Raw genomic sequence first — 19,445 nt, 5'->3', positions numbered from 1 at the left:
AAGTTTATTTAGATTAAATTTAAATAGATTTTAAAAAATTATTTAATTGAAGAAACTTCCAATTGATGTTTGTATTGAAGTCTTGCCAAACCAGCCCATTGAAGCAATAATTTTTTATCATCTTCCGAAAGATTGCCGTGAATAAGTGTGTAGGATTGTAATGGCATTTCATCATCTTCCACCATCTCAATAAGCTCTTCAAGCTTGTGTTCCTTCTTTTTCACTGTATAGTTTTCCCAAGCAGACACGTTAAAATGTTCTTTTCCCTCTTCAATATGATCGGCCAACCATAGTGATGTTGGTGCAATTTCTGAATACCAAGGATATTGGGTTTGATTGCTGTGGCAGTCGTAACAGCTTTCTTTTAAAATGGAAGCTACCTTTGCTGATGGCTTTGTTTCAGTTTCAAATAAAGCAACACTTTTATAACCTTGGTTATTTTTTTCTGGACGTATAAATTGAATTGCCACTAAAGCGAGTAATGCTATAACCAAAACAATTTTTATAACTTTTTTCAACATTATTTTTTTAACGAATTTAAATAGAAAATGATTGCTTTTCGAATATCAGCAGCAGTTTCATTTTCCTTGGGTGTATAAATTTTTACTAAGCCTTTATTCTCAGGGGTTAAAAAAGGAATATCCAGTCCTTTAAGCAAAAAATCACTGAAAGCAACGGAATAGGTTTTTTGGTCACTGATCGGCTTATCACTTACCAGCCATTCGTCTTTTTCATTCTGTGAAAAATTATAACGCTGAAGATAAGCTCCTTCCCCACTTTGCGATTTTCCGTAATCCAATACTTGCTTTAACAAACTACCTTTTAAATCAACTTTCAAGATACTCCCTCCAAAGGGAAGCACTCTAAAAATATCGGTACTTGTAATATCACCCACCAATCTATCGTCTATTCTTATTGAGCCTCCATTCACTAAGGCTCCGTCAACCTTGTCGTTGAAAGAATAGGCCATCGAACGAGTAATTAGCTCGCCCATATTGGTTTGTTTGCTGCGGTTGGCGGTATCTGTACCATCAAGAGGCATTGTAGCGTTATAGATTACTTCTTCTGGCTTCTCCACAACTTCCTTTAGTTTTTCGTCCAAAAGGTCAGTCCATTTGTTTACTACGCGTTCCACTTTCGCAGAGGATGCTATTTTATCGGTAACCATCATTAATTCAGAATTGATATGAAGGTATTTTGTGCGCAAGTTATAAATAAGGGTATGTACATATACACTTTTTGCATTGGCGTCTGCTTTAGCTATAATGGTTCTACCTTCTTTTTCTAACATATTGAAATGTTCGTGGCCTCCCATTATTAATGGAAGAGATCGCAATTGCTTAGCAATTTTTTTATCTTCATCTAATGAAACGTGCGTCAAACCAACAACAAAATCAGATTTTTGAATAGCCAAATCATAAGCTCTTACTGCATTTTCATATATATCTCCATAAGAAACATATGGATTTGGATTTGCAGGAAGGGTTACGCCAAAAACGCCAAATTTCATTTTGTTTCCATCGGCATCCATGGCGTTGAATGTGGAGTAATCTGAAGTAGGGACAGTGGTATAATCCCATTTGGTGGCAAAAGGCACAAGCCCTTTTTCTGTAACGTGACGTACATTAGCAGTTGTCCAAGTAAAATTTGATTCATTCAATCGTTTTTGCAAATCTTTTTCGCTCAAATCAAATTCATGGTTTCCAAAGGTCACCAAATCTATATCCATTGCATTGAGCACATCTACCATCTGCTTTCCATTTACACGTTCGCCATCAACTTTTAGCGTTCCTATTAAAGATGGATTTAAAAAATCTCCGGCCAAAAATAAATATGTATTTGGAAACCGCTCCTTTATTGAATCGCGAATATGAGCCACACGGGCTAAGCCACCATATTCACCTCCATTTAAAGGTGCAATTTCATAAACGTCGTTTATTTGAACAAATTTAAGGGTAATGGCGCCTGCGCCTTTTATTGGATCCTCGGGAGCGAGCTGAAGAATTTCACAGCTTACAGAAAAATAGCCCACGACAGCTAAAAGTAAAAATTTTCTCATTTAATGGTATTTAGTAAAAATTTTAGTTGCTTCATTATAAGCGCTTTCAAAAGACATTGGGTGTATGTTACTCGAAATTTTTTCAGCCGTAAAGTAGCTGAGCATTTTTTCGGTAGGCATATTTCCAGTTAATTCATCTTTTGCCATAGGGCAACCACCAAAACCTTGAATGGCTCCATCAAAACGGTTACAACCTGCCTTGTAGGCGGCGTTAACTTTTTCGTGCCATGCTTTGGGGGTGGTGTGCAAATGCGCGCCAAATTCTATGTGGGGATATTTGGGTATCAAGTTACTAAATAAATATGAAATAATATCGGGCGTAGATGAACCCACGGTATCACTAAGCGAAAGGATTTTAACGCCCATTGCAGAAAGTTTTTCTGTCCACTCTCCTACTATCTCAACGTTCCACGGGTCGCCATACGGATTCCCAAAGCCCATGGATAAATAGGCTACAACCTCTTTATTGTTTTTATGCGCTAGGTTTAATATATCTTGGAGTATTACCAACGACTCCGAAATGGTTTTGTGCGTGTTCCGCATTTGGAAGTTTTCGGAAATTGAAAAAGGGTACCCCAAATAATCAATTTCGGGATGTTTCACAGCATCTTCCGCGCCGCGAAGGTTGGCTATTATGGCAAGCAATTTACTTTTTGAGGCAGAAAGGTCCAGTTTTGAAAGTACTTCAGCCGTGTCCTGCATTTGCGGAATTGCCTTAGGAGAAACAAAACTTCCAAAATCAATTGTATCAAAACCACAACGCAAAAGCGATTGTATGTATTTCACTTTTTGGTCGGTGGGAATCCAATCTCTTATGCCCTGCATAGCATCGCGCGGACATTCTATAATTTTTACTTGCTGCATTGCTTCAAAGATAGTTTTTGAAAGAAGAACTACGAAATTAGAAATAGAAAATCTTTTTAAATGGAATTGAAATCTAATTAATTATGGCAAAACAATGAAAACTGCAATTCCAACAAAAACAAGTATTTGCAACCATTTTAACACAGCACCCATATTTTTCCATTCCAAAAGCAAACCTGAAATACGTCCAGCGGCTATTGCGATTATACTGAAGGTTATAAAAGAAACAATCATAAAAGTAATTCCTAAAATATAAAACTGAGCCACTGTATTTACTCCCGAAACTTCAGGATTATCCCAAAGAAAACCTGGGAAAAACGCCAAAAAGAATATCATCACTTTTGGGTTCACCAAATTCATTATTACACCCGTTTTAAAAAGTTGGGCGTATGATTTCTTAGGTGCATTCTCAGCCAACGAAATATGTTCATTACTTCTATATACTTTGTAAGCCAAGTAAAGTAGATAGCAAGCGCCCAAAACTTTTATACCGTAGAAAATTTCTTCCGAAGCAGTAATTATTGCAGAAATACCAAATGCCAAAAGTGTGGTGTGCACAATGCAACCACTTATCAACCCAGCAGTAGTAGCGATGCCACTTTTAGTGCCATTTACCAAAGATTGGGTAAGCACATAAATATTGTCCGGTCCCGGAGAAATGGCGAGTGCAAGCGTGGCGATTGAAAAAGAGATTAGGGTTTCAATCATTTTCGTTTTACAATCGCTTCGTTTATTTCTTTTATCAATCCCGGACCTTCATAAATAAAACCTGTATAGAGTTGTACCAAACTTGCTCCGGCATCCAGTTTTTCCAAAGCATCTGCTGCGGAATGGATTCCACCCACACCAATTATCGGAAACGCTTTATTACTTTTTTCCGAAAGAAACCGAATCACTTCCGTTGCTCTTTTATTTAAAGGTTTACCGCTCAAGCCGCCCATTTCCTTTTTGTTTTCGGAAAATATTCCTTCTCGTGAAATAGTGGTATTTGTAGCAATAACACCATCAATTTTTGTGGTTGCAATAATTTCGATAATGTCTAAAAGTTGTTCATCGGTTAAATCTGGAGCAATTTTAAGAAGAATTGGCTTGCGTTTTTCTTTTGAATGATTCCTGTCTTGCAGGGTTTGCAACAAATCTGTCAACGGCTTCTTTTCCTGTAACTCACGAAGGTTTGGTGTATTGGGTGAGCTAACATTTACAACAAAATAATCTACATAATCAAAAAGTGCCTCAAAACAAATTATGTAATCGTTGACGGCTTCTTCATTAGGAGTAACTTTATTTTTCCCAATATTTCCACCTATTAAAACATGTTTTGTCTTTTCAAGCGCAGTCGCGGGATTTTTCTTCAATCTTTCCACCGCTTCTTCTACACCACCATTATTAAAACCCATTCGGTTTATAATTGCAGAATCTTCCTTTAAGCGAAACAAACGCGGCTTTTCATTTCCAGGTTGTGGTTTTGGAGTAACGGTTCCTATTTCAATAAAACCAAACCCAAAATTTGATAACTCCTTGTAAAGCTTCGCATTTTTATCAAAGCCAGCGGCGAGACCGACGGGATTTGGAAATTTTAGTCCGAAAAGTTCGCGTTCCAGTTTTGGGTTTTCAATTTTATAAATACTTTGGAAAATACTTCCAAAGCCAATTTTATGGAAAAAACGAATCAACGAAAATGTAAAATGATGAATTTTCTCAGGATCAAAACTAAAAAAGAGTGGGCGTATGATGGTTTTGTACATAGTTGAAAAATGTGGTACAAAAATACACTAAACTATGTATTTGTTATTTTGAATATGCTTTATTTTGCAATGTAAAAGAAAAGTTATGATTGAAAAACAACACATTATTGATCGCTTTATAAGCTACGTTACCGTAGACACCGAAAGTGATCCAAACAGTGATACCACCCCAAGCACTAAAAAACAATGGGATCTCGCCAATAAACTGGCCGAAGAGCTGAAACAGATAGGAATGGAAGATGTTAGCATTGATGAAAACGCTTACATTATGGCCACTTTGCCTTCCAATGTTCCGCACCCTGTTCCTGTAATCGGCTTTGTTTCACATTTTGATACTTCCCCAGATTTTACTGGAGCAAACGTGAAACCACAAATTATTGAGAATTACAATGGGAAGGATATTCTTCTAAACAAAGAAAAGAACATCATTCTATCACCAGATTATTTTGAGGATTTGTTGCTTTACAAAGGTAGAACCCTAATAACAACGGACGGCACAACGCTTTTGGGTGCAGATGATAAAGCGGGAATTACGGAAATAGTTTCCGCAATGGAATACTTAATTAATCATCCCGAAATTAAGCACGGAAAAATTCGTGTAGGCTTTACACCCGATGAGGAGATTGGCCGAGGTGCGCATAAGTTTGATGTAAAAAAGTTTGGCGCAGAATGGGCATACACAATGGATGGCAGCCAAGTGGGTGAACTGGAATATGAAAATTTCAACGCTGCTGGTGCTGTAGTTACTATAAAAGGAAAAATAGTACATCCGGGATACGCCAAAGGAAAAATGATTAACAGTATGTACATTGCTACAGACTATATTAATTCACTTCCAAGACTTGAAACTCCAGAGCATACTGAAGGTCGCGAAGGGTTTTTTCACCTTCACGGTATTGATGGATCTGTTGATGAAACTAAAATTCAATACATAATCCGCGATCATGATAAAAAACATTTTGAGGCCCGAAAAGAAATGGTTCAAAGATTGGCAGACGACTTAAACGAGCAATTTGAAATGGAAGTGGTTACTGTTGAAATAAAAGATCAATATTTCAATATGCGCGAAAAGATTGAGCCAGTAATGCACATTGTGAAAATCGCAAAACAAGCTATGGAGCAAGCGGGTATTGAACCTTTAATAAAACCAATACGTGGTGGAACTGACGGTTCACAATTAAGTTTTATGGGGCTTCCGTGTCCAAATATTTTTGCAGGCGGCCATAATTTTCACGGAAGGTATGAATACGTTCCCGTTGAAAGTATGCAAAAGGCTGTAGAAGTAATTGTGAATATAGCACAATTGACAGCGCAAGATCTTTCAAAATTCAAAAAAGAAGAAGAGTAAATTTTTAAAATAAAATACCTAATAAAGAAACTCCCTCAACTATTTAAAAATAGTGAGGGAGTTTTTATTTAAACAAGGAACAATTTACTATTTCTTCTCTTTTTCGGGAGCATTGATTTTTGCAGTTCTTTCCATAGAAATGGCTGCTCTTTCAAACTTTATTTTTCCGGCCCCGCATTCTATAATACAGGTTCCATCTTCATTAAGCTCCAAAACTTTACCGTGTATCCCTCCAGTAGTAATTACTTTGTCACCTTTTTTAAGTTGGGCGGCAAACTGTTTTTCCTGTTTGGCTTTTTTCATTTGTGGACGTATCAAAAATAGATACATCACCAAAAACAATAATATTATCGGTAAAAAACTTTGTATTTGTTCCATAGTAATTTTTAGTGATCCAAAAAATTTATTATTTGGATGTTGGGGTTTTTATTGGAGCGGCACCACCTGCTTTAGGAGTAACGAAAGCTTTAATAGTTAAAGTTTCGGTTCCAGCTTTGGTATTGGTTGTAAGAGTTACTGTTTTACTTACTTGGTTTTGACCACTTCCGTTGAATTTTACCAATAACTCACCTGACTCACCTGGAGCAACTGGTTCTTTAGTATATTCTGGAATAGTACATCCACAGCTACTTTTTGCGTTTACTATCATCAATGGAGCTTCCCCGTTGTTTTTGAATTTGAAAATGTGCTCAACAGGCGTTCCTTGGTCGATAGTTCCGAAATCGAATTGGCTTTCTTCAAAAGCGATGGTTGGGAATTTACCAGACTCTGCATCACGATCTGCGGCAGTGGCAACATTTTCCTCGTTTACTTTGTCTGCAGCATTGTCTTTACAAGAAGAAAAGGCAAAAACAGATAGTATTGCTACTATTAAAACTGATTTTTTCATGGTATTTAAAATTTTTAGGTTTTTAGCACGCCAAAAGTATGTATTTTTTTGCTTTTATTGAAGCCCTCGTCCAATTTTATTCAGTTTACCGTTTTCTGAAAATTCTTTAACAATTTTATCCAAAATTCCGTTGACGAATATGCTGCTTTTTGGAGTTGAATATTCTTTGGAAACCTCCAAGTATTCGTTGATAGTGGCCCTAACAGGAATTGAAGGGAAATATAAAAATTCAGCGATGCCCATTTTTAAAATAATCAAATCCACATCGGCTATACGGTCTTGGTCCCAGTTTGGGGTTTTTCCTTCTATTTGGGCGTTCAATTTATCTTCATTAAGAATCACTTTTCTGAAAAGCTGCAGTGCATAATCGCGATCTTCATCATTTTTATAAAGATTGGGAACCAAAAGCGAAGAAGCATTTTTTTCTGAAAGCTTACCCAGCATTTTAACAATGGCCGTGTTTACTATTGGAAAATCATCAACCCACGTAAGGCGTTTGTCTTCAATATATTCGTAAATCTTGTCGTTGGGGGCAACTACTTCCTTAAAAACTTTAATTACAAAATTTTGGTCTTCTTTATAGGTAGTTTCTTTTTGAGATAGGTAATCATTATACCACTCCAATTGGCGTAGCTCGTTGAAAATGATATTCACATATTCCCCGTCCAAATGCCAGTAATTTAGTTTTTTCTTTTCAATTATATCAGAAAAAGTAGTGTTGTTTGCAATTACATGCAATAACTTATTTTCGACAAAAGTGCGGCTAGGGTCTTTTTCCAAAGCCGTTGCAAGATGTTTCTTTTGGGATCTAGTAAGAAAACTATCCGCTTGTTCCTGAAGCGCCAAAAGTAGCTGCAACATTAATAAGTAGAGGTCCTGCATCTGGTCTATACTATGAAGCAGAAATTTTTCCTGTGAATCAATATTTGGGTTTGTACACTGGTTATAAGCGTAAACGGACTGCAAAACTTTTACTCGGATATGTCTTCTTGTAAGCATATTTTTTTGAAAGAACTTTTTTAAAGTAACAACGCACAAGAATTTCCTGTGCGTTGCAAAGATAGTGTTTTAAAAAAATCGAAACCTATTTTTCGTTTTTTCTTGCATCAATTCTGGCTTGTGCCACATTAAATGCTGCTTGATGAGTTGTAATATTTTCTAGCTCAGCTTTTTTCAAAATTTCAAGCGTAGTATTATAAATATTTTCAGTCTTGCGCATTATTTCCTTTCGGTCATAATTTTCAAGTTCAGCATAAACGTTTATAATTCCACCAGCATTTATCAAGAAATCTGGAGCGTAAACAATCCCTTTTTCACGAAGCATTTTTCCGTGCTTCTGCTCTTCTGCCAATTGATTATTTGCTGCACCAGCAATTATTTTTGTATTCAATTGATTGATGGTAAAATCATTTATAGTTGCACCCAAAGCACATGGAGCATAGATGTCCATTTTTTCCGCATAAATGTTGTTTCCACCATAAATTTCTACGCTGTATTTATCGCGAACTTCTTCCAAACGCTCTTGGTTGATGTCGGAAATATAAACTTTGGCCCCTTCATTGCTCAGGTTTTCAACTAGAGCTTCACCTACGTTTCCAATTCCCTGCACATACACCACTTTGTCTTCAAGCACATCGCTTCCAAACGTGTATTTTGCAGCGGCTTTCATTCCCATAAAAACACCGTAAGCTGTAATTGGAGAAGGGTTTCCGGCACCACCTTTTGATTCTGAAATACCAGTAACGTAAGGAGTAACCGTTCTTACCAAATCCATATCAGAAGTTGCCATTCCAACGTCTTCTGCAGTAATATATTTTCCGCCTAATGAGTTTACAAACTCACCAAACTTCAACATAAGCTCAGGGGTTTTTTGTGTTTTTGCATCACCAATTAAAACTGCTTTTCCACCACCAAGGTTAAGCCCCGTGATTGCGCTTTTATAAGTCATTCCGCGTGAAAGACGAAGTACGTCATTCAACGCTTCCCACTCACTGCCATAGTTCCACATTCTTGTTCCTCCCAAAGCGGGCCCCAAAACCGTATTGTGGATACCAATTATTGCTTTTAAACCAGTATCTTTGTCGTTGCAAAAAACGATTTGTTCGTGATTGTCAAAAGAAAGTTGCCCAAAAACTGGGTCCATTTTATGAAGTTCTTTTGTATTGATTACCTCAGTTATCATAGCTTTTTAATTATTTTGTTCATCCTTTAAAAAGGCGGTGCAAAAATAACTTTTTGTTGTCAATTTCACAAAATATCAGCTGTTAATTTAAGAATTTTAAAAATAATGTTTTTTTCGGAATGAAAGAATTAAAATACCTAAATAAATATTTCATAAAATATAGAGGACGACTATTATTGGGCGTTTTCATAACCATCATTGCAACGGCTTTTAAGCTGGTAGTACCTATGAAAGTGGGAGATTCGGTAACTGCCGTAAAGCAATATTTAAATGGGCAAATAACCGATATTTCAATTGTTCAGCATGAACTGCTTATCAATATTTTAATGTTACTGGGCGCGGCGCTGCTTTCGGGTTTGTTCACATTTATGATGCGGCAGACATTTATCGTGGTTTCCCGTTATGTGGAATACGACCTTAAAAACGAAATTTTTCAACATTACGAAAAACTCTCTTTGGGGTTCTACAAACAAAACCGCACAGGCGATTTAATGAATCGTATTAGTGAAGACGTATCTAAAGTACGCATGTATGTTGGTCCTGCGTTGATGTATAGCATAACTACAGTTACACTTTTTATCGTGGTAGTAAGTTATATGTTTTACAAAGCACCAACTTTAACTCTATATGCAATTGCTCCTTTGCCCATTCTTTCCATCGCAATTTATAAATTAAGCGTACTCATTAACCACCGAACTACTATCGTACAGCAATACCTTTCTAAACTTACCACCTTTACACAGGAAAGTTTTAGTGGAATCGCAGTGATAAAAGCTTACGGAATAGAGCCACGAACCAACGCAAATTTTGAAGAACTTGCTGAAGGCAGTAAAGTGAAAAATATAGATTTGGCGAAAGTTCAAGCCCTATTTTTTCCCCTGATGATGCTTTTAATAGGCGTTAGTAACATTTTAGTTATTTACATTGGAGGTACGCGTTATATAAGTGGAGAGATTGCAGAATTTGGAACTATTGTAGAATTTTTGATTTATGTAAACATGCTAACCTGGCCCGTTGCTGTTGTAGGTTGGGTAACCTCCATGGTGCAACAAGCTGAAGCTTCACAAAAAAGAATAAACGAATTTTTAAAAACCGAGCCTTCCATTCAAAATTTAGTGGATGAAAGTACGCCGGTGGATGGAAATATTGAATTCAACGATCTCACTTTTACCTATCCAGATACGGGAATAACGGCGCTTAAAAATATTTCCTTCACCGTAAAACCCGGCGAAACTTTAGCTATTGTTGGAAACACAGGTTCAGGAAAATCTACCATCTTGGAGTTAATAGGAAGACTATACGATGTTGACGAAGGTATGCTCAAAATTGATGATACTAAAATACGAAACCTAAATCTTGAAGATTTGCGTGACAGTATCGGGTATGTTCCTCAAGATTCATTTCTTTTTAGCGATACCCTCAGAAACAATATTCGTTTCGGAAAAGAAAAAGCTTCTGAAGAAGAAGTGATAGCAGCTGCCAAACTTGCTGCAGTTCACAAAAACATTATAGGTTTTACTAAAGGCTATGACACTATTTTGGGCGAACGCGGAATCACTTTAAGCGGCGGGCAAAAACAACGAGTTTCTATTGCGCGTGCAATTATAAAAGATCCTCAGATTTTGTTATTTGACGACTGCCTTTCAGCCGTAGACACTGAAACCGAGGAAGAAATACTTCAAAATCTACATAAAATTTCGAAAGAAAAAACCACTATTATTGTGAGCCACCGAATCTCTTCTGTTAAGAATGCAACTAAGATAATTGTGCTTGAAGAAGGAAAAATCATACAACGCGGAACGCATAATGAATTGGTAAATACCGAAGGCTATTACAAGGAACTCTACGCAAAACAGCTTTTGGAAAAAGAAATGTAAATTTACTTTGGCTGGTTTGGTTTTTTTTTGGATTTTTGGCAAAACGTAAGCTAAAAAACAGAAATTATGAGTGACCACTATACGATGGAGCAAGAAGAGATTTTTTCAAAAGTTATGCGCGCCGGAAGACGCACCTACTTTTTTGATGTAAGGTCCACAAAGGCAGGGGATTTTTACCTTACCATTACTGAGAGCAAAAAATTTACAAATGATGATGGTTCCTACCATTACAAAAAACACAAAATTTATCTTTATAAAGAAGATTTCAGTGAGTTTAAAGATACTTTGGATGAAATGATAAACTATGTAATTGATGAAAAAGGCGAAGAAGTAATTAGCGAACGCCATCAAAAAGATTACAAAAAGGAAACGGACGATATGCCAATGGCTGCCGAAACTACTTCAGAAGATAGCGAAACAGACACAAGTAATTTTACCAATATAGAATTTGACGATATATAAGTTTTAATTCAAAATAAACAACCGGCACAGCTAAAACTGTTGCCGGTTTTTTTATTTTTAAGCTCAAATACTTTGCTTATTTTTCGTTTCTAAAATCCAACACAACAAATTTTTTCCATGGAAAATAAATTATACCAACCCTACAAACCCAATCTAGATTTTTCAGGATTTGATCATATTGTGATTGGCAGTGGCATGGGCGGATTAACTGTTGCCACTTGGCTTGCCAAGGCTGGAAAAAAAGTTGCAATTTTTGAAAGACATTACGTTCCAGGCGGTTTTACTCATAGTTTTAAGAGAAAGGACGGGTTTCAATGGGATGTTGGGGTTCATTATGTTGGCAATATGGCGGAAGATTCTTCCCTTCGCGATTTTTTTGATTTTTTGACCGATGGAAACCTAGCTTGGGAATCTATGGGTGAAATTTATGATGTAGCAAATATTGAAGGCACTGAATATAAATTCAAAGCTGGAAAGGAAGACTTCAGAAAACAACTACTCAATTATTTTCCCGAGGAAGAAGTGGCGATTAATGCCTATGTAAAATTGATAGAGACAGCCAATAAACGCGGTAGTGCTTTCTTTTTTGAAAAAGTATTTGAGCCTTGGTTTAGCAAATCAGTTGGTTGGATTTTTAAAAATAGATATTCAAAATTTTCGCAAAGAACCACGCGAGAGGTTTTAAGTGAAATCACAAAAAACGAACGGTTGCTAGCCGTACTCTGCGCACAATGCGGTAATTATGGGCTTTCACCCAAAAACAGTAGTTTTGGAGCGCATGCAATGGTAATTGGCCATTTTCTGGAAGGTGGCTACTACCCTATTGGCGGCGCAGATCAAATTTGCAAAAAGACATTGGAAGTTTTTACAGCGCACGGAGGCAAAGTTTTTATAAATGCCGATGTGAATAAAATTATAACCCAAAATAAACAAGTTAAGGGAATCGAAATTGACGGAAAATTTATTCCCTGCAAAAGTGTAATAAGCAATGTGGGAGTCAATAACACCTTTAATCATTTACTATCTGAAGCAGATCGCAAAACTTGCAACTTCAATTTAAAAAATGTGCAGCCAGCAAGTGCTCATATTTGCCTATATCTAGGTTTAAACAAATCTAGCGAAGCCTTGAATCTTCCAAAACACAATCTTTGGTATTATAAACACGATGGTATCGATAAAATTTTTGATGAAGCTACACTGCAAAATGCTCCTGAAAATTTTGCATACATCTCCTTCCCATCTGCCAAAGACCCGCAATGGGAAAAAAACAACCCAAATACGTCAACTATTCAAGCTATTTCAATAGCAAATATGGATTGGTTTGAAAATTATAAAGACAGCGATTGGATGAAGCGCGGTGAAGAATATCTTAAAATTAAAAAGAATTTTGAAGTCGAAATGTTAAAGGTGCTCTATAAATTCTTCCCTCAAATTGAAGGAAACATAGTTGCCTCCGAAGTTTCAACCCCGCTTTCAACAGAAAACTTCACTAATTATAAAAGTGGCGAAATCTATGGATTGGCGCATTCACCGGAACGTTTTAAGCTTTCTTTTTTACGGCCAAAGACAAAAATAAAAGGATTGTTTATAACAGGCCAAGATATCACACTAGTAGGTGTTGCCGGCGCTATGCTTTCCGGCATTTTATGCGCTACTGCCATTCTGAAATTTGGGTCTTGGAAGATTTTTAAGGAAATTAAAAGCAAATAATTATAATATTGTTTTTGATTACTTTAGCCCAAAATCTAATGCTATGGATCAGTTAAAAAAGAGCTTAGTAATTCTAATAATTTTTTTTTCGATAACATTTTGTTTTTCACAACAAGACACAATTTCTATAAAAAAGGATTCTGTGAATATTGCACTCTTGGAAAACTACAACACACGCCTTTCGGAAATTGAACGTCAACGTGTTGCTGATTCTGTTAGAAAAAGCGAGTTGGAAGCGCAACTTGACGCATTAAAAACTACCGACAATCTTAAAAAAGAAGAATTACAAGCGCAGCTGATTGCCCTAAACGAAAAAGAAGTTAAACGCCTCGCTGATAAAAAAGCAAAAATAGATTCCTTAAAAAATACAACTAAAGGCTTTCCTGTATCTGGTTTTTTTAATGACACTTTATTTGTTCTCTACACTAAACTGGGTAGCTTTTCTCCCAAAGAACGGGCAGATATTATTTCCAGCAGAATCAAAAAACTTTCCGACAATTTTAAATTTGGCCCCAATTCATTAAAAATTGAAGATGCCGAAACTTCTGTTGACATTGTTTTAGAGGAAAGGATAATTATGAGCGTCACCGAAAACGATGCTCTTTGGAACGATATATCCAAAAAGGAACTTGCGGAAACATACAAAGAAAAAATAACCGAAGCAGTTCTAAAATATAAAAACGCAACCAGTTTTTCTACACTTGCCAAACAAATAGGGCTTGCGTTATTAGTACTCATCATTATTATATTATTGATTTTTTATATTTCAAAGTTTTTCAAATGGAGCGCTCAAAAAATTCAGTCTCAGGAAAATAAAAAAATTCAAGGGATCAAGATAAAAAACTACATCCTTTTTGATGCAAAACGTCAAGTAAGTGCATTTCTCTTTTTAAATAAAATTTTAAAGTGGTTTGTAATATTACTGGCTGTTTATATTGCACTACCCATACTATTCGGTCTATTTCCATGGACGGAACAATTTGCCGACACACTTTTTGGCTATATTTTGGATCCCTTAACAAATATGCTGACATCTTTTTGGAATTATCTTCCAGACCTAATTACTATTGTGGTAATTGTAATAGTATTTAGATATATTTTGAAAGGAATTAGCTTTTTAAAGGATGAAGTTGCGAGAGGGAATTTAACTCTTAATGGTTTCTATCCAGACTGGGCGGCACCTACTTATCAGATAATTCGGATATTGGTTATAGCCTTTATGTTCGTAGTGATTTTTCCCTATTTACCAGGAAGTGATTCACCTATTTTTAAAGGGGTTTCCGTGTTTTTAGGGTTTTTGTTCACCTTTGGTTCAGCGGGGTCGCTTTCTAATATTATTGCAGGTCTGGTACTGACCTATATGCGATTGTTTACTATTGGCGATCGTGTTAAAATTGGTGAGGTAACGGGTGATGTGATTGAAAAGTCATCCTTAGTAACCCGTGTGCGAACCATTAAAAACGAAATCATTTCCATTCCCAATTCTACTGTTATGAACAGCCATACAATTAACTACAGCAGTGATGCGCCGGCCAAGGGATTGATCATTCACACAACAGTTACCATTGGTTATGATGTGCCGTGGAAAGATATGTACGAAACTTTAATAGATGCTGCGCTTCGAACAGAATTAATTTTAAAAGAACCACAACCTTTCGTTTTACAAACTAGTCTGGAAGATTTTTATGTGGCATACCAGATTAATGCATATGTTCGTGAAGCGAATAAACAAGCTAAAATTTATTCAGATTTACACCAAAATATACAAGATGCTTGCAATGAGCGCGGTATAGAAATATTATCACCACATTACCGTGCAGCAAGGGATGGAAATGCAACGACTGTTCCCTCAGATTATTTACCAAAGGATTATGAAGCTCCAAGTTTTAATGTGAAAACCGAAAAGAAAGAAAAGTAAGTTTAAGGTTTTATAATTGAATCGTTATTTTCGAAAACCTTATATTTGCCGCCTTTTTAAACAAATATGATGCTAGCAAAGACACTTCTCAACTTCACCCAAAACCCCAAAAACGATATACTTTCCGGACTTACCGTAGCTTTAGCCTTAATACCGGAAGCTGTGGCCTTTTCCTTTGTAGCTGGCATTGACCCTTTGGTGGGATTGTACGGTGCTTTTATTATGGGTCTTGTAACCGCACTCTTTGGCGGTCGCCCTGGAATGATTTCTGGAGCAACAGGAGCAATGGCTGTAGTAATGGTCCATTTAATTCAGAAAGGAAATGAAGTTGGTCTAACTTTAACGGAACCTGTTCAATACCTCGGGTTGCAATGGCTTTTTATAACACTTTTATTTGTTGGCGCAATTCAAATTATGGCAGGAGTTTTTAAACTTGGAAAATTTGTTCGGCTTATTCCACATCCTGTGATGATGGGGTTTGTAAATGGCTTGGCAATAGTAATTTTCCTCTCCCAATTAGGCCTTTTTAAAGAAAGTCGCGGCACGGTTCCACAATGGCTCACAGGTCCCGATCTTTGGGTAATGCTTGCATTAGTAGGATTAACGATGGCAATTATGTTTGGCTTGCCAAAGCTTACCAAAAAACTTCCCGCAGCTCTAATCGCTATAGTTGTAGTTGCCTGTATCACCATATTTGGAAGTATTGATGTTAGCACCGTTGGCTCATTTATTCGCGAGGGTGGCGGAAGTGGTTTAAAGGGCTCACTTCCTGTGTTCCAAACCCAGATTTTTGGATTTTTAGAGACTTTGAACGGACATTGGGATTTAATCATTTCCACAGCATTTTTATTGGCTGCGGTTGGGTTGATTGAATCTCTAATGACCTTAAATTTAATAGACGAAATGACCGAAACCCGTGGTAGTGGAAACCGTGAATGTGTTGCCCAAGGTGGTGCCAATATATTAAACGGCCTCTTTGGTGGAATGGGTGGTTGCGCAATGATTGGACAGTCCATTATAAATGTTAGTTCTGGCGGAAGAGGCAGGCTTTCGGGTGCTACGGCAGCAATTGCACTTTTATGCTTTGTACTCTTTGGAGCCCCTTTAATTGAGCAAATTCCTATTGCAGCTTTAGTGGGCGTAATGTTTATGGTAGTAATCGGCACTTTTGCGTGGAGCAGTTTTAGAATTCTTCATAAAATTCCAGTTGCAGATGCTATAGTTTTAATTACGGTTTCGGCAGTAACGGTTTGGCAGGATTTGGCCATTGCGGTTCTTGTGGGGGTTATTATGAGTGCTCTCGTTTTTGCGTGGAAAAGTGCCACTATGATTCGCGCACGAAAACGTATTAAAGAAGACGGAACAAAAGTTTATGAAATTTGGGGACCCTTATTTTTTGGTTCCACTACGGCTTTCAACAGTAAATTTGATGTTTCAACTGATCCAAATTCAATTGAAATAGATTTTATAGAATCTAAAATTTCAGATCATTCTGGAGTTGAAGCAGTTCGAAATATCGCCAATAAATATATTGATAGCGGAAAGCAAGTAAAACTAACCCACCTCAGCCCCGATTGCAAAGCACTTCTCTTAAAGAGGAATCCCGAGTTTGAAACTATTATTGAAGACTCTATTGAAGATCCTCGATATTATGTAGTTACCGATACCTTGGATGCGGAAGCTTAAATAGATTTTAGTTTTTTCTCTTAAAATAGAAATCAACTTTCTTGGCTTCACCATTTACCGTTCCTTCAATCCAGGCGTGTAAAGAGTCTTTAACTGGATTGGAATAGGTAATGCGTTTTGGGAAATCGTGGCTTTTATTCTCAAAAGTAAACTGTCCGTTATCAGAAGAAATCATTTTAAAAGTAACAGGTTTTTCTTCGTTTTGGTTTGCAGTTGCTACAGTTAATAATAAAGTATCGGCTTTTTCTTCAAGTACCATAGTCTCAGCAAACACAGTTTCGTCTGCAATTTGAGTGAAACTAAACGCTGTAAACGTATTAGCATTTTCCCTTGACCAACTTTCTTGTGAAAACTCTTCTCCCTTTTCATTGGTCCAAGTTCCCAAAAGCCATTGGAGTTGATCAATTTTTTCAGATTTCTCTTCAGCAATTTCAGTTTTTGACTGTTTTGCGTCTGAATTATTTTTACAGGAATTTAATACTATGGGAATAAAAAATAAAATAAGAAGATTTTTCATGTGAAGGATTTATGAAGCGGCAATTTATAAAAAATCTAGCGTTTAAAATATTCTAAAAATATAATTGCACGGCAAGCTTTTAACAAATTTATCACAACTCTATTGATTTCTCTAGATTATATTTGGATTATCTTTAAGTGTTATTTCTTATAAAATGGCCACTTCCGTAAAATCAATTGATAAATCATTAAAAGACTATGGCCGCGGTATTACAGGTGGATTACTATTCAGTTTGCCCATGCTTTATACCATGGAACTGTGGTGGGCTGGTTTTATTGCAAATTCGCTTCAATTAATCGTCTATTTTATTGTTGGGATGTTTTTACTAATGGTTTATAACCATTATGTGGGTATTCGTCGGGAACATTCCTTTTTAGAAGGTCTAGAGGAATCTATAGAAGAAATGGGAATGGCGCTTTTACTCACCGTATTTATTCTTTGGGTTACAGGCCGCTTGGCTCCAAATATGTCGCTCAATGAAATAAGCGGAAAAATAATAGTAGAAGCAGTAACAGTAGCCATCGGTATTTCTGTCGGAAAATCGCAACTAGGCAGCGAGGGTGATGAAAAGAATGATAAAGATGAAGATGAACAAAACAAATGGTCAAAAAACCCAAATATATTACGCTCGGTAAATATTGCGCTTTGTGGCGCTATTCTTATAGCATCAAACGTGGCACCCACAGATGAAGTTATGGTTATAGCATTAGAAGCAGAAATATTTAAACTTCTTCTCATTGCCCTTCTCTCTATAGGCATTGGAGGTGCTGTTTTGTATTATATCAACTTTAAAGGTGCAAAAGAAGCGGTACTACAACCACATAATTTTAAACAAGTCGTTTTTGGAACGGTTATAATGTATGCCGTGGCTCTTGCATCATCTGCATTTATGCTTTGGTTTTTTGGACGTTTTGACGGTTTGTCACTTTACGGAATAGTTGCTGAAACGGTAGTTCTGGGATTTCCCGCAGCCCTTGGCGCTTCCGCAGGCAGATTGCTTATTCAAACTTAATTATGGAAAAAAAGAAAGAAAAGAAAAATTGGTTGGAATGGTTGATTACTATCATCTCTGGAATATTAGTATTTTTCACTTTAGGCTTTTTGATATATCAATTAATTTATGAAGAGCGAACACAACCTGATATCGGTATTGTTTTAGGTGAAATAGTCCAGAAAGACGATGCCTACGCAGTACCTATTAAAGCAACTAATAAGGGAACAGCTACGGCTGAAAATGTTGTTGTGGAGATTATTTCCGAAAATGGAGAAAACCAAGAAAAAGCAGAAATCACATTTTCATTTTTACCTGGTAAATCATCCGCAGACGGATGGATTACTTTTAACAAAAATCCAAGAGTAGGCTCACTTAAAACTCATGTAGTAGGGTATACAACACCCTGAGTTTCTTTGAATTATTTTATTAAAAAAAAAATTACTCAACTATTGGATTTATAAAATTCGCAATCCATTATTTACAGTTTTCCCTGGTTGCAAAAGTGTTACATTTTTTCCTTCCACAGCGCCCAAAACAAGACATTCGCTCATAAAATTAGCGATTTGTTTCTTCGGAAAATTTAAAACTGCCACTACTTGTTTGCCTAATAGTTCTTCTTTTGAGTAAAGAGAAGTAATCTGCGCAGATGTTTTTCGCTTTCCAATCTCATCACCAAAATCTACTAAAAGTTGGTATGAAGGATTTCTAGCTTCTGGAAAGTTATTCACTTCTAGTATAGTTCCCACTCGCATTTCTACCTTTTCAAAATCCGCCCAAGACAGCTTATTCGTCATGGTGTAATTTCAATTTCTGAATCATTTCTGGTGAAATTTCTCCTTGATAAGCACCATATGCATCAACAAGCAAACCTTTAGCACCATCCTTTGTTTCTATTAAATACAAGATGGTATTATCTCCTGGATCGGTCATACCTTCAAAACGATAGAATTTAATAATATCAAGTTCGCCTGCCTTCCATTGTTTCTTTAAATTTTTAGATTCTATGCCTTCTCCCACAAGATTGAAATCTTCTGTAAATCCGTGATTTTGTAAATCTTCAATTGCTACTGATAGTGATGAATATGAGTTTTTCATAATAGTTGGTTTATTTTTTAAAGTTAATGGAGTTATTCTATACCAACAAAGTTTTATAAATTCTTTAGGAAAAGTGAATGAATTAATGCGTTTCGATTT

20 protein-coding genes are annotated in these 19,445 nt (G+C 36.4%); 8 read left to right on the top strand and 12 right to left on the bottom strand.

The features are described 5' to 3' along the window. Window positions 1-38 precede the first annotated feature (38 nt). The 5 genes from AEQU1_RS12650 to AEQU1_RS12630 all read right to left on the bottom strand — a co-directional run bounded on the left by AEQU1_RS12650 (window position 39) and on the right by AEQU1_RS12630 (window position 4,668). On the bottom strand, window positions 39-521 hold the full coding sequence (locus AEQU1_RS12650) for a heme-binding domain-containing protein (RefSeq protein WP_111881668.1): 483 nt from the start codon (window positions 519-521) through the stop codon (window positions 39-41). After that, the gene (locus AEQU1_RS12645) at window positions 521-2,059 is read right to left on the bottom strand and encodes a bifunctional UDP-sugar hydrolase/5'-nucleotidase (protein WP_111881667.1); all 1,539 of its coding nucleotides are present in this window, start codon (window positions 2,057-2,059) and stop codon (window positions 521-523) included. Before AEQU1_RS12645 ends, AEQU1_RS12650 begins: the two co-directional genes overlap by 1 nt. Further along, window positions 2,060-2,923: a hydroxymethylglutaryl-CoA lyase gene (locus tag AEQU1_RS12640; RefSeq protein ID WP_111881665.1), complete on the bottom strand. Its 864-nt coding sequence runs from the start codon at window positions 2,921-2,923 to the stop codon at window positions 2,060-2,062. It lies immediately after the preceding gene. Between the two features lie 81 nt (window positions 2,924-3,004). Further along, window positions 3,005-3,631: a LysE family translocator gene (locus AEQU1_RS12635; protein ID WP_111881664.1), complete on the bottom strand. Its 627-nt coding sequence runs from the start codon at window positions 3,629-3,631 to the stop codon at window positions 3,005-3,007. After that, the gene (locus tag AEQU1_RS12630) at window positions 3,628-4,668 is read right to left on the bottom strand and encodes a quinone-dependent dihydroorotate dehydrogenase (protein WP_111881662.1); all 1,041 of its coding nucleotides are present in this window, start codon (window positions 4,666-4,668) and stop codon (window positions 3,628-3,630) included. The genes AEQU1_RS12635 and AEQU1_RS12630 overlap by 4 nt, the downstream gene beginning before the upstream one ends. Before the next feature lie 85 nt (window positions 4,669-4,753). On the opposite strand from AEQU1_RS12630, the gene pepT reads away from it, so the two are divergent. Further along, window positions 4,754-6,016: a peptidase T gene (gene pepT, locus AEQU1_RS12625; protein WP_111881661.1), complete on the top strand. Its 1,263-nt coding sequence runs from the start codon at window positions 4,754-4,756 to the stop codon at window positions 6,014-6,016. Between the two features lie 87 nt (window positions 6,017-6,103). On the opposite strand, the gene yajC is transcribed toward pepT, so the two are convergent. The 4 genes from yajC to AEQU1_RS12605 form a co-directional block, all read right to left on the bottom strand. Beyond that, window positions 6,104-6,394 (bottom strand): preprotein translocase subunit YajC, encoded by a 291-nt coding sequence (gene yajC, locus AEQU1_RS12620; RefSeq protein WP_111881659.1) that lies wholly within the window; start codon window positions 6,392-6,394, stop codon window positions 6,104-6,106. Window positions 6,395-6,422: 28 nt separating this feature from the next. Then, window positions 6,423-6,905 (bottom strand): DUF1573 domain-containing protein, encoded by a 483-nt coding sequence (locus AEQU1_RS12615; protein WP_111881658.1) that lies wholly within the window; start codon window positions 6,903-6,905, stop codon window positions 6,423-6,425. Between the two features lie 54 nt (window positions 6,906-6,959). Next, window positions 6,960-7,904 (bottom strand): transcription antitermination factor NusB, encoded by a 945-nt coding sequence (nusB, locus tag AEQU1_RS12610; RefSeq protein WP_111881752.1) that lies wholly within the window; start codon window positions 7,902-7,904, stop codon window positions 6,960-6,962. A gap of 85 nt (window positions 7,905-7,989) precedes the next feature. Beyond that, window positions 7,990-9,087 carry a Glu/Leu/Phe/Val dehydrogenase gene (locus AEQU1_RS12605; RefSeq protein ID WP_111881656.1) on the bottom strand — a complete coding sequence of 366 codons (1,098 nt, stop codon included), beginning with the start codon at window positions 9,085-9,087 and terminating at the stop codon, window positions 7,990-7,992. Between the two features lie 119 nt (window positions 9,088-9,206). On the opposite strand from AEQU1_RS12605, the gene AEQU1_RS12600 reads away from it, so the two are divergent. From AEQU1_RS12600 to AEQU1_RS12580, 5 genes are all read left to right on the top strand, one after another. Further along, window positions 9,207-10,964 (top strand): ABC transporter ATP-binding protein, encoded by a 1,758-nt coding sequence (locus AEQU1_RS12600; RefSeq protein ID WP_111881654.1) that lies wholly within the window; start codon window positions 9,207-9,209, stop codon window positions 10,962-10,964. 66 nt (window positions 10,965-11,030) lie between these two features. Further along, a complete protein-coding gene (locus tag AEQU1_RS12595) occupies window positions 11,031-11,426 on the top strand; it encodes a PUR family DNA/RNA-binding protein (RefSeq protein ID WP_111881651.1) in 396 nt (131 codons plus the stop codon). A gap of 117 nt (window positions 11,427-11,543) precedes the next feature. Then, window positions 11,544-13,136, top strand: a complete 1,593-nt coding sequence (locus AEQU1_RS12590; RefSeq protein ID WP_111881648.1) for an NAD(P)/FAD-dependent oxidoreductase — start codon at window positions 11,544-11,546, stop codon at window positions 13,134-13,136. A 142-nt stretch (window positions 13,137-13,278) separates the two neighbouring features. Then, window positions 13,279-15,054, top strand: coding sequence for a mechanosensitive ion channel family protein (locus AEQU1_RS12585; RefSeq protein WP_258455296.1), 1,776 nt, complete (start codon window positions 13,279-13,281; stop codon window positions 15,052-15,054). Window positions 15,055-15,123: 69 nt separating this feature from the next. Next, the gene (locus tag AEQU1_RS12580) at window positions 15,124-16,740 is read left to right on the top strand and encodes a SulP family inorganic anion transporter (RefSeq protein WP_111881749.1); all 1,617 of its coding nucleotides are present in this window, start codon (window positions 15,124-15,126) and stop codon (window positions 16,738-16,740) included. A gap of 7 nt (window positions 16,741-16,747) precedes the next feature. Here the strand turns inward: AEQU1_RS12580 and AEQU1_RS12575 are convergent, their stop codons facing one another. Continuing rightward, entirely contained in the window at window positions 16,748-17,257 is a 510-nt protein-coding gene (locus AEQU1_RS12575) for a DUF6265 family protein (RefSeq protein ID WP_111881645.1), read from the bottom strand. 154 nt (window positions 17,258-17,411) lie between these two features. Between AEQU1_RS12575 and AEQU1_RS12570 the strand changes: the two genes are divergently transcribed. Both AEQU1_RS12570 and AEQU1_RS12565 read left to right on the top strand, forming a co-directional pair. Then, window positions 17,412-18,269: a TIGR02587 family membrane protein gene (locus AEQU1_RS12570; protein WP_111881643.1), complete on the top strand. Its 858-nt coding sequence runs from the start codon at window positions 17,412-17,414 to the stop codon at window positions 18,267-18,269. A gap of 2 nt (window positions 18,270-18,271) precedes the next feature. Continuing rightward, on the top strand, window positions 18,272-18,658 hold the full coding sequence (locus tag AEQU1_RS12565) for a hypothetical protein (RefSeq protein ID WP_111881641.1): 387 nt from the start codon (window positions 18,272-18,274) through the stop codon (window positions 18,656-18,658). Window positions 18,659-18,706: 48 nt separating this feature from the next. On the opposite strand, the gene AEQU1_RS12560 is transcribed toward AEQU1_RS12565, so the two are convergent. After that, a complete protein-coding gene (locus AEQU1_RS12560; protein ID WP_111881640.1) occupies window positions 18,707-19,045 on the bottom strand; it encodes a tRNA-binding protein in 339 nt (112 codons plus the stop codon). Continuing rightward, a complete protein-coding gene (locus AEQU1_RS12555; protein WP_111881638.1) occupies window positions 19,035-19,346 on the bottom strand; it encodes a phosphoribosylpyrophosphate synthetase in 312 nt (103 codons plus the stop codon). Before AEQU1_RS12555 ends, AEQU1_RS12560 begins: the two co-directional genes overlap by 11 nt. Between the last annotated feature and the right edge of the window lie 99 nt (window positions 19,347-19,445).

Origin of the sequence: Aequorivita sp. CIP111184 (genome assembly GCF_900489465.1) — a bacterium.
Taxonomy (GTDB): Bacteria; Bacteroidota; Bacteroidia; order Flavobacteriales; family Flavobacteriaceae; genus Aequorivita.
Note: the sequence above shows the minus strand (reverse complement) of the source record. Positions and strands in the feature narration are given on the sequence as shown.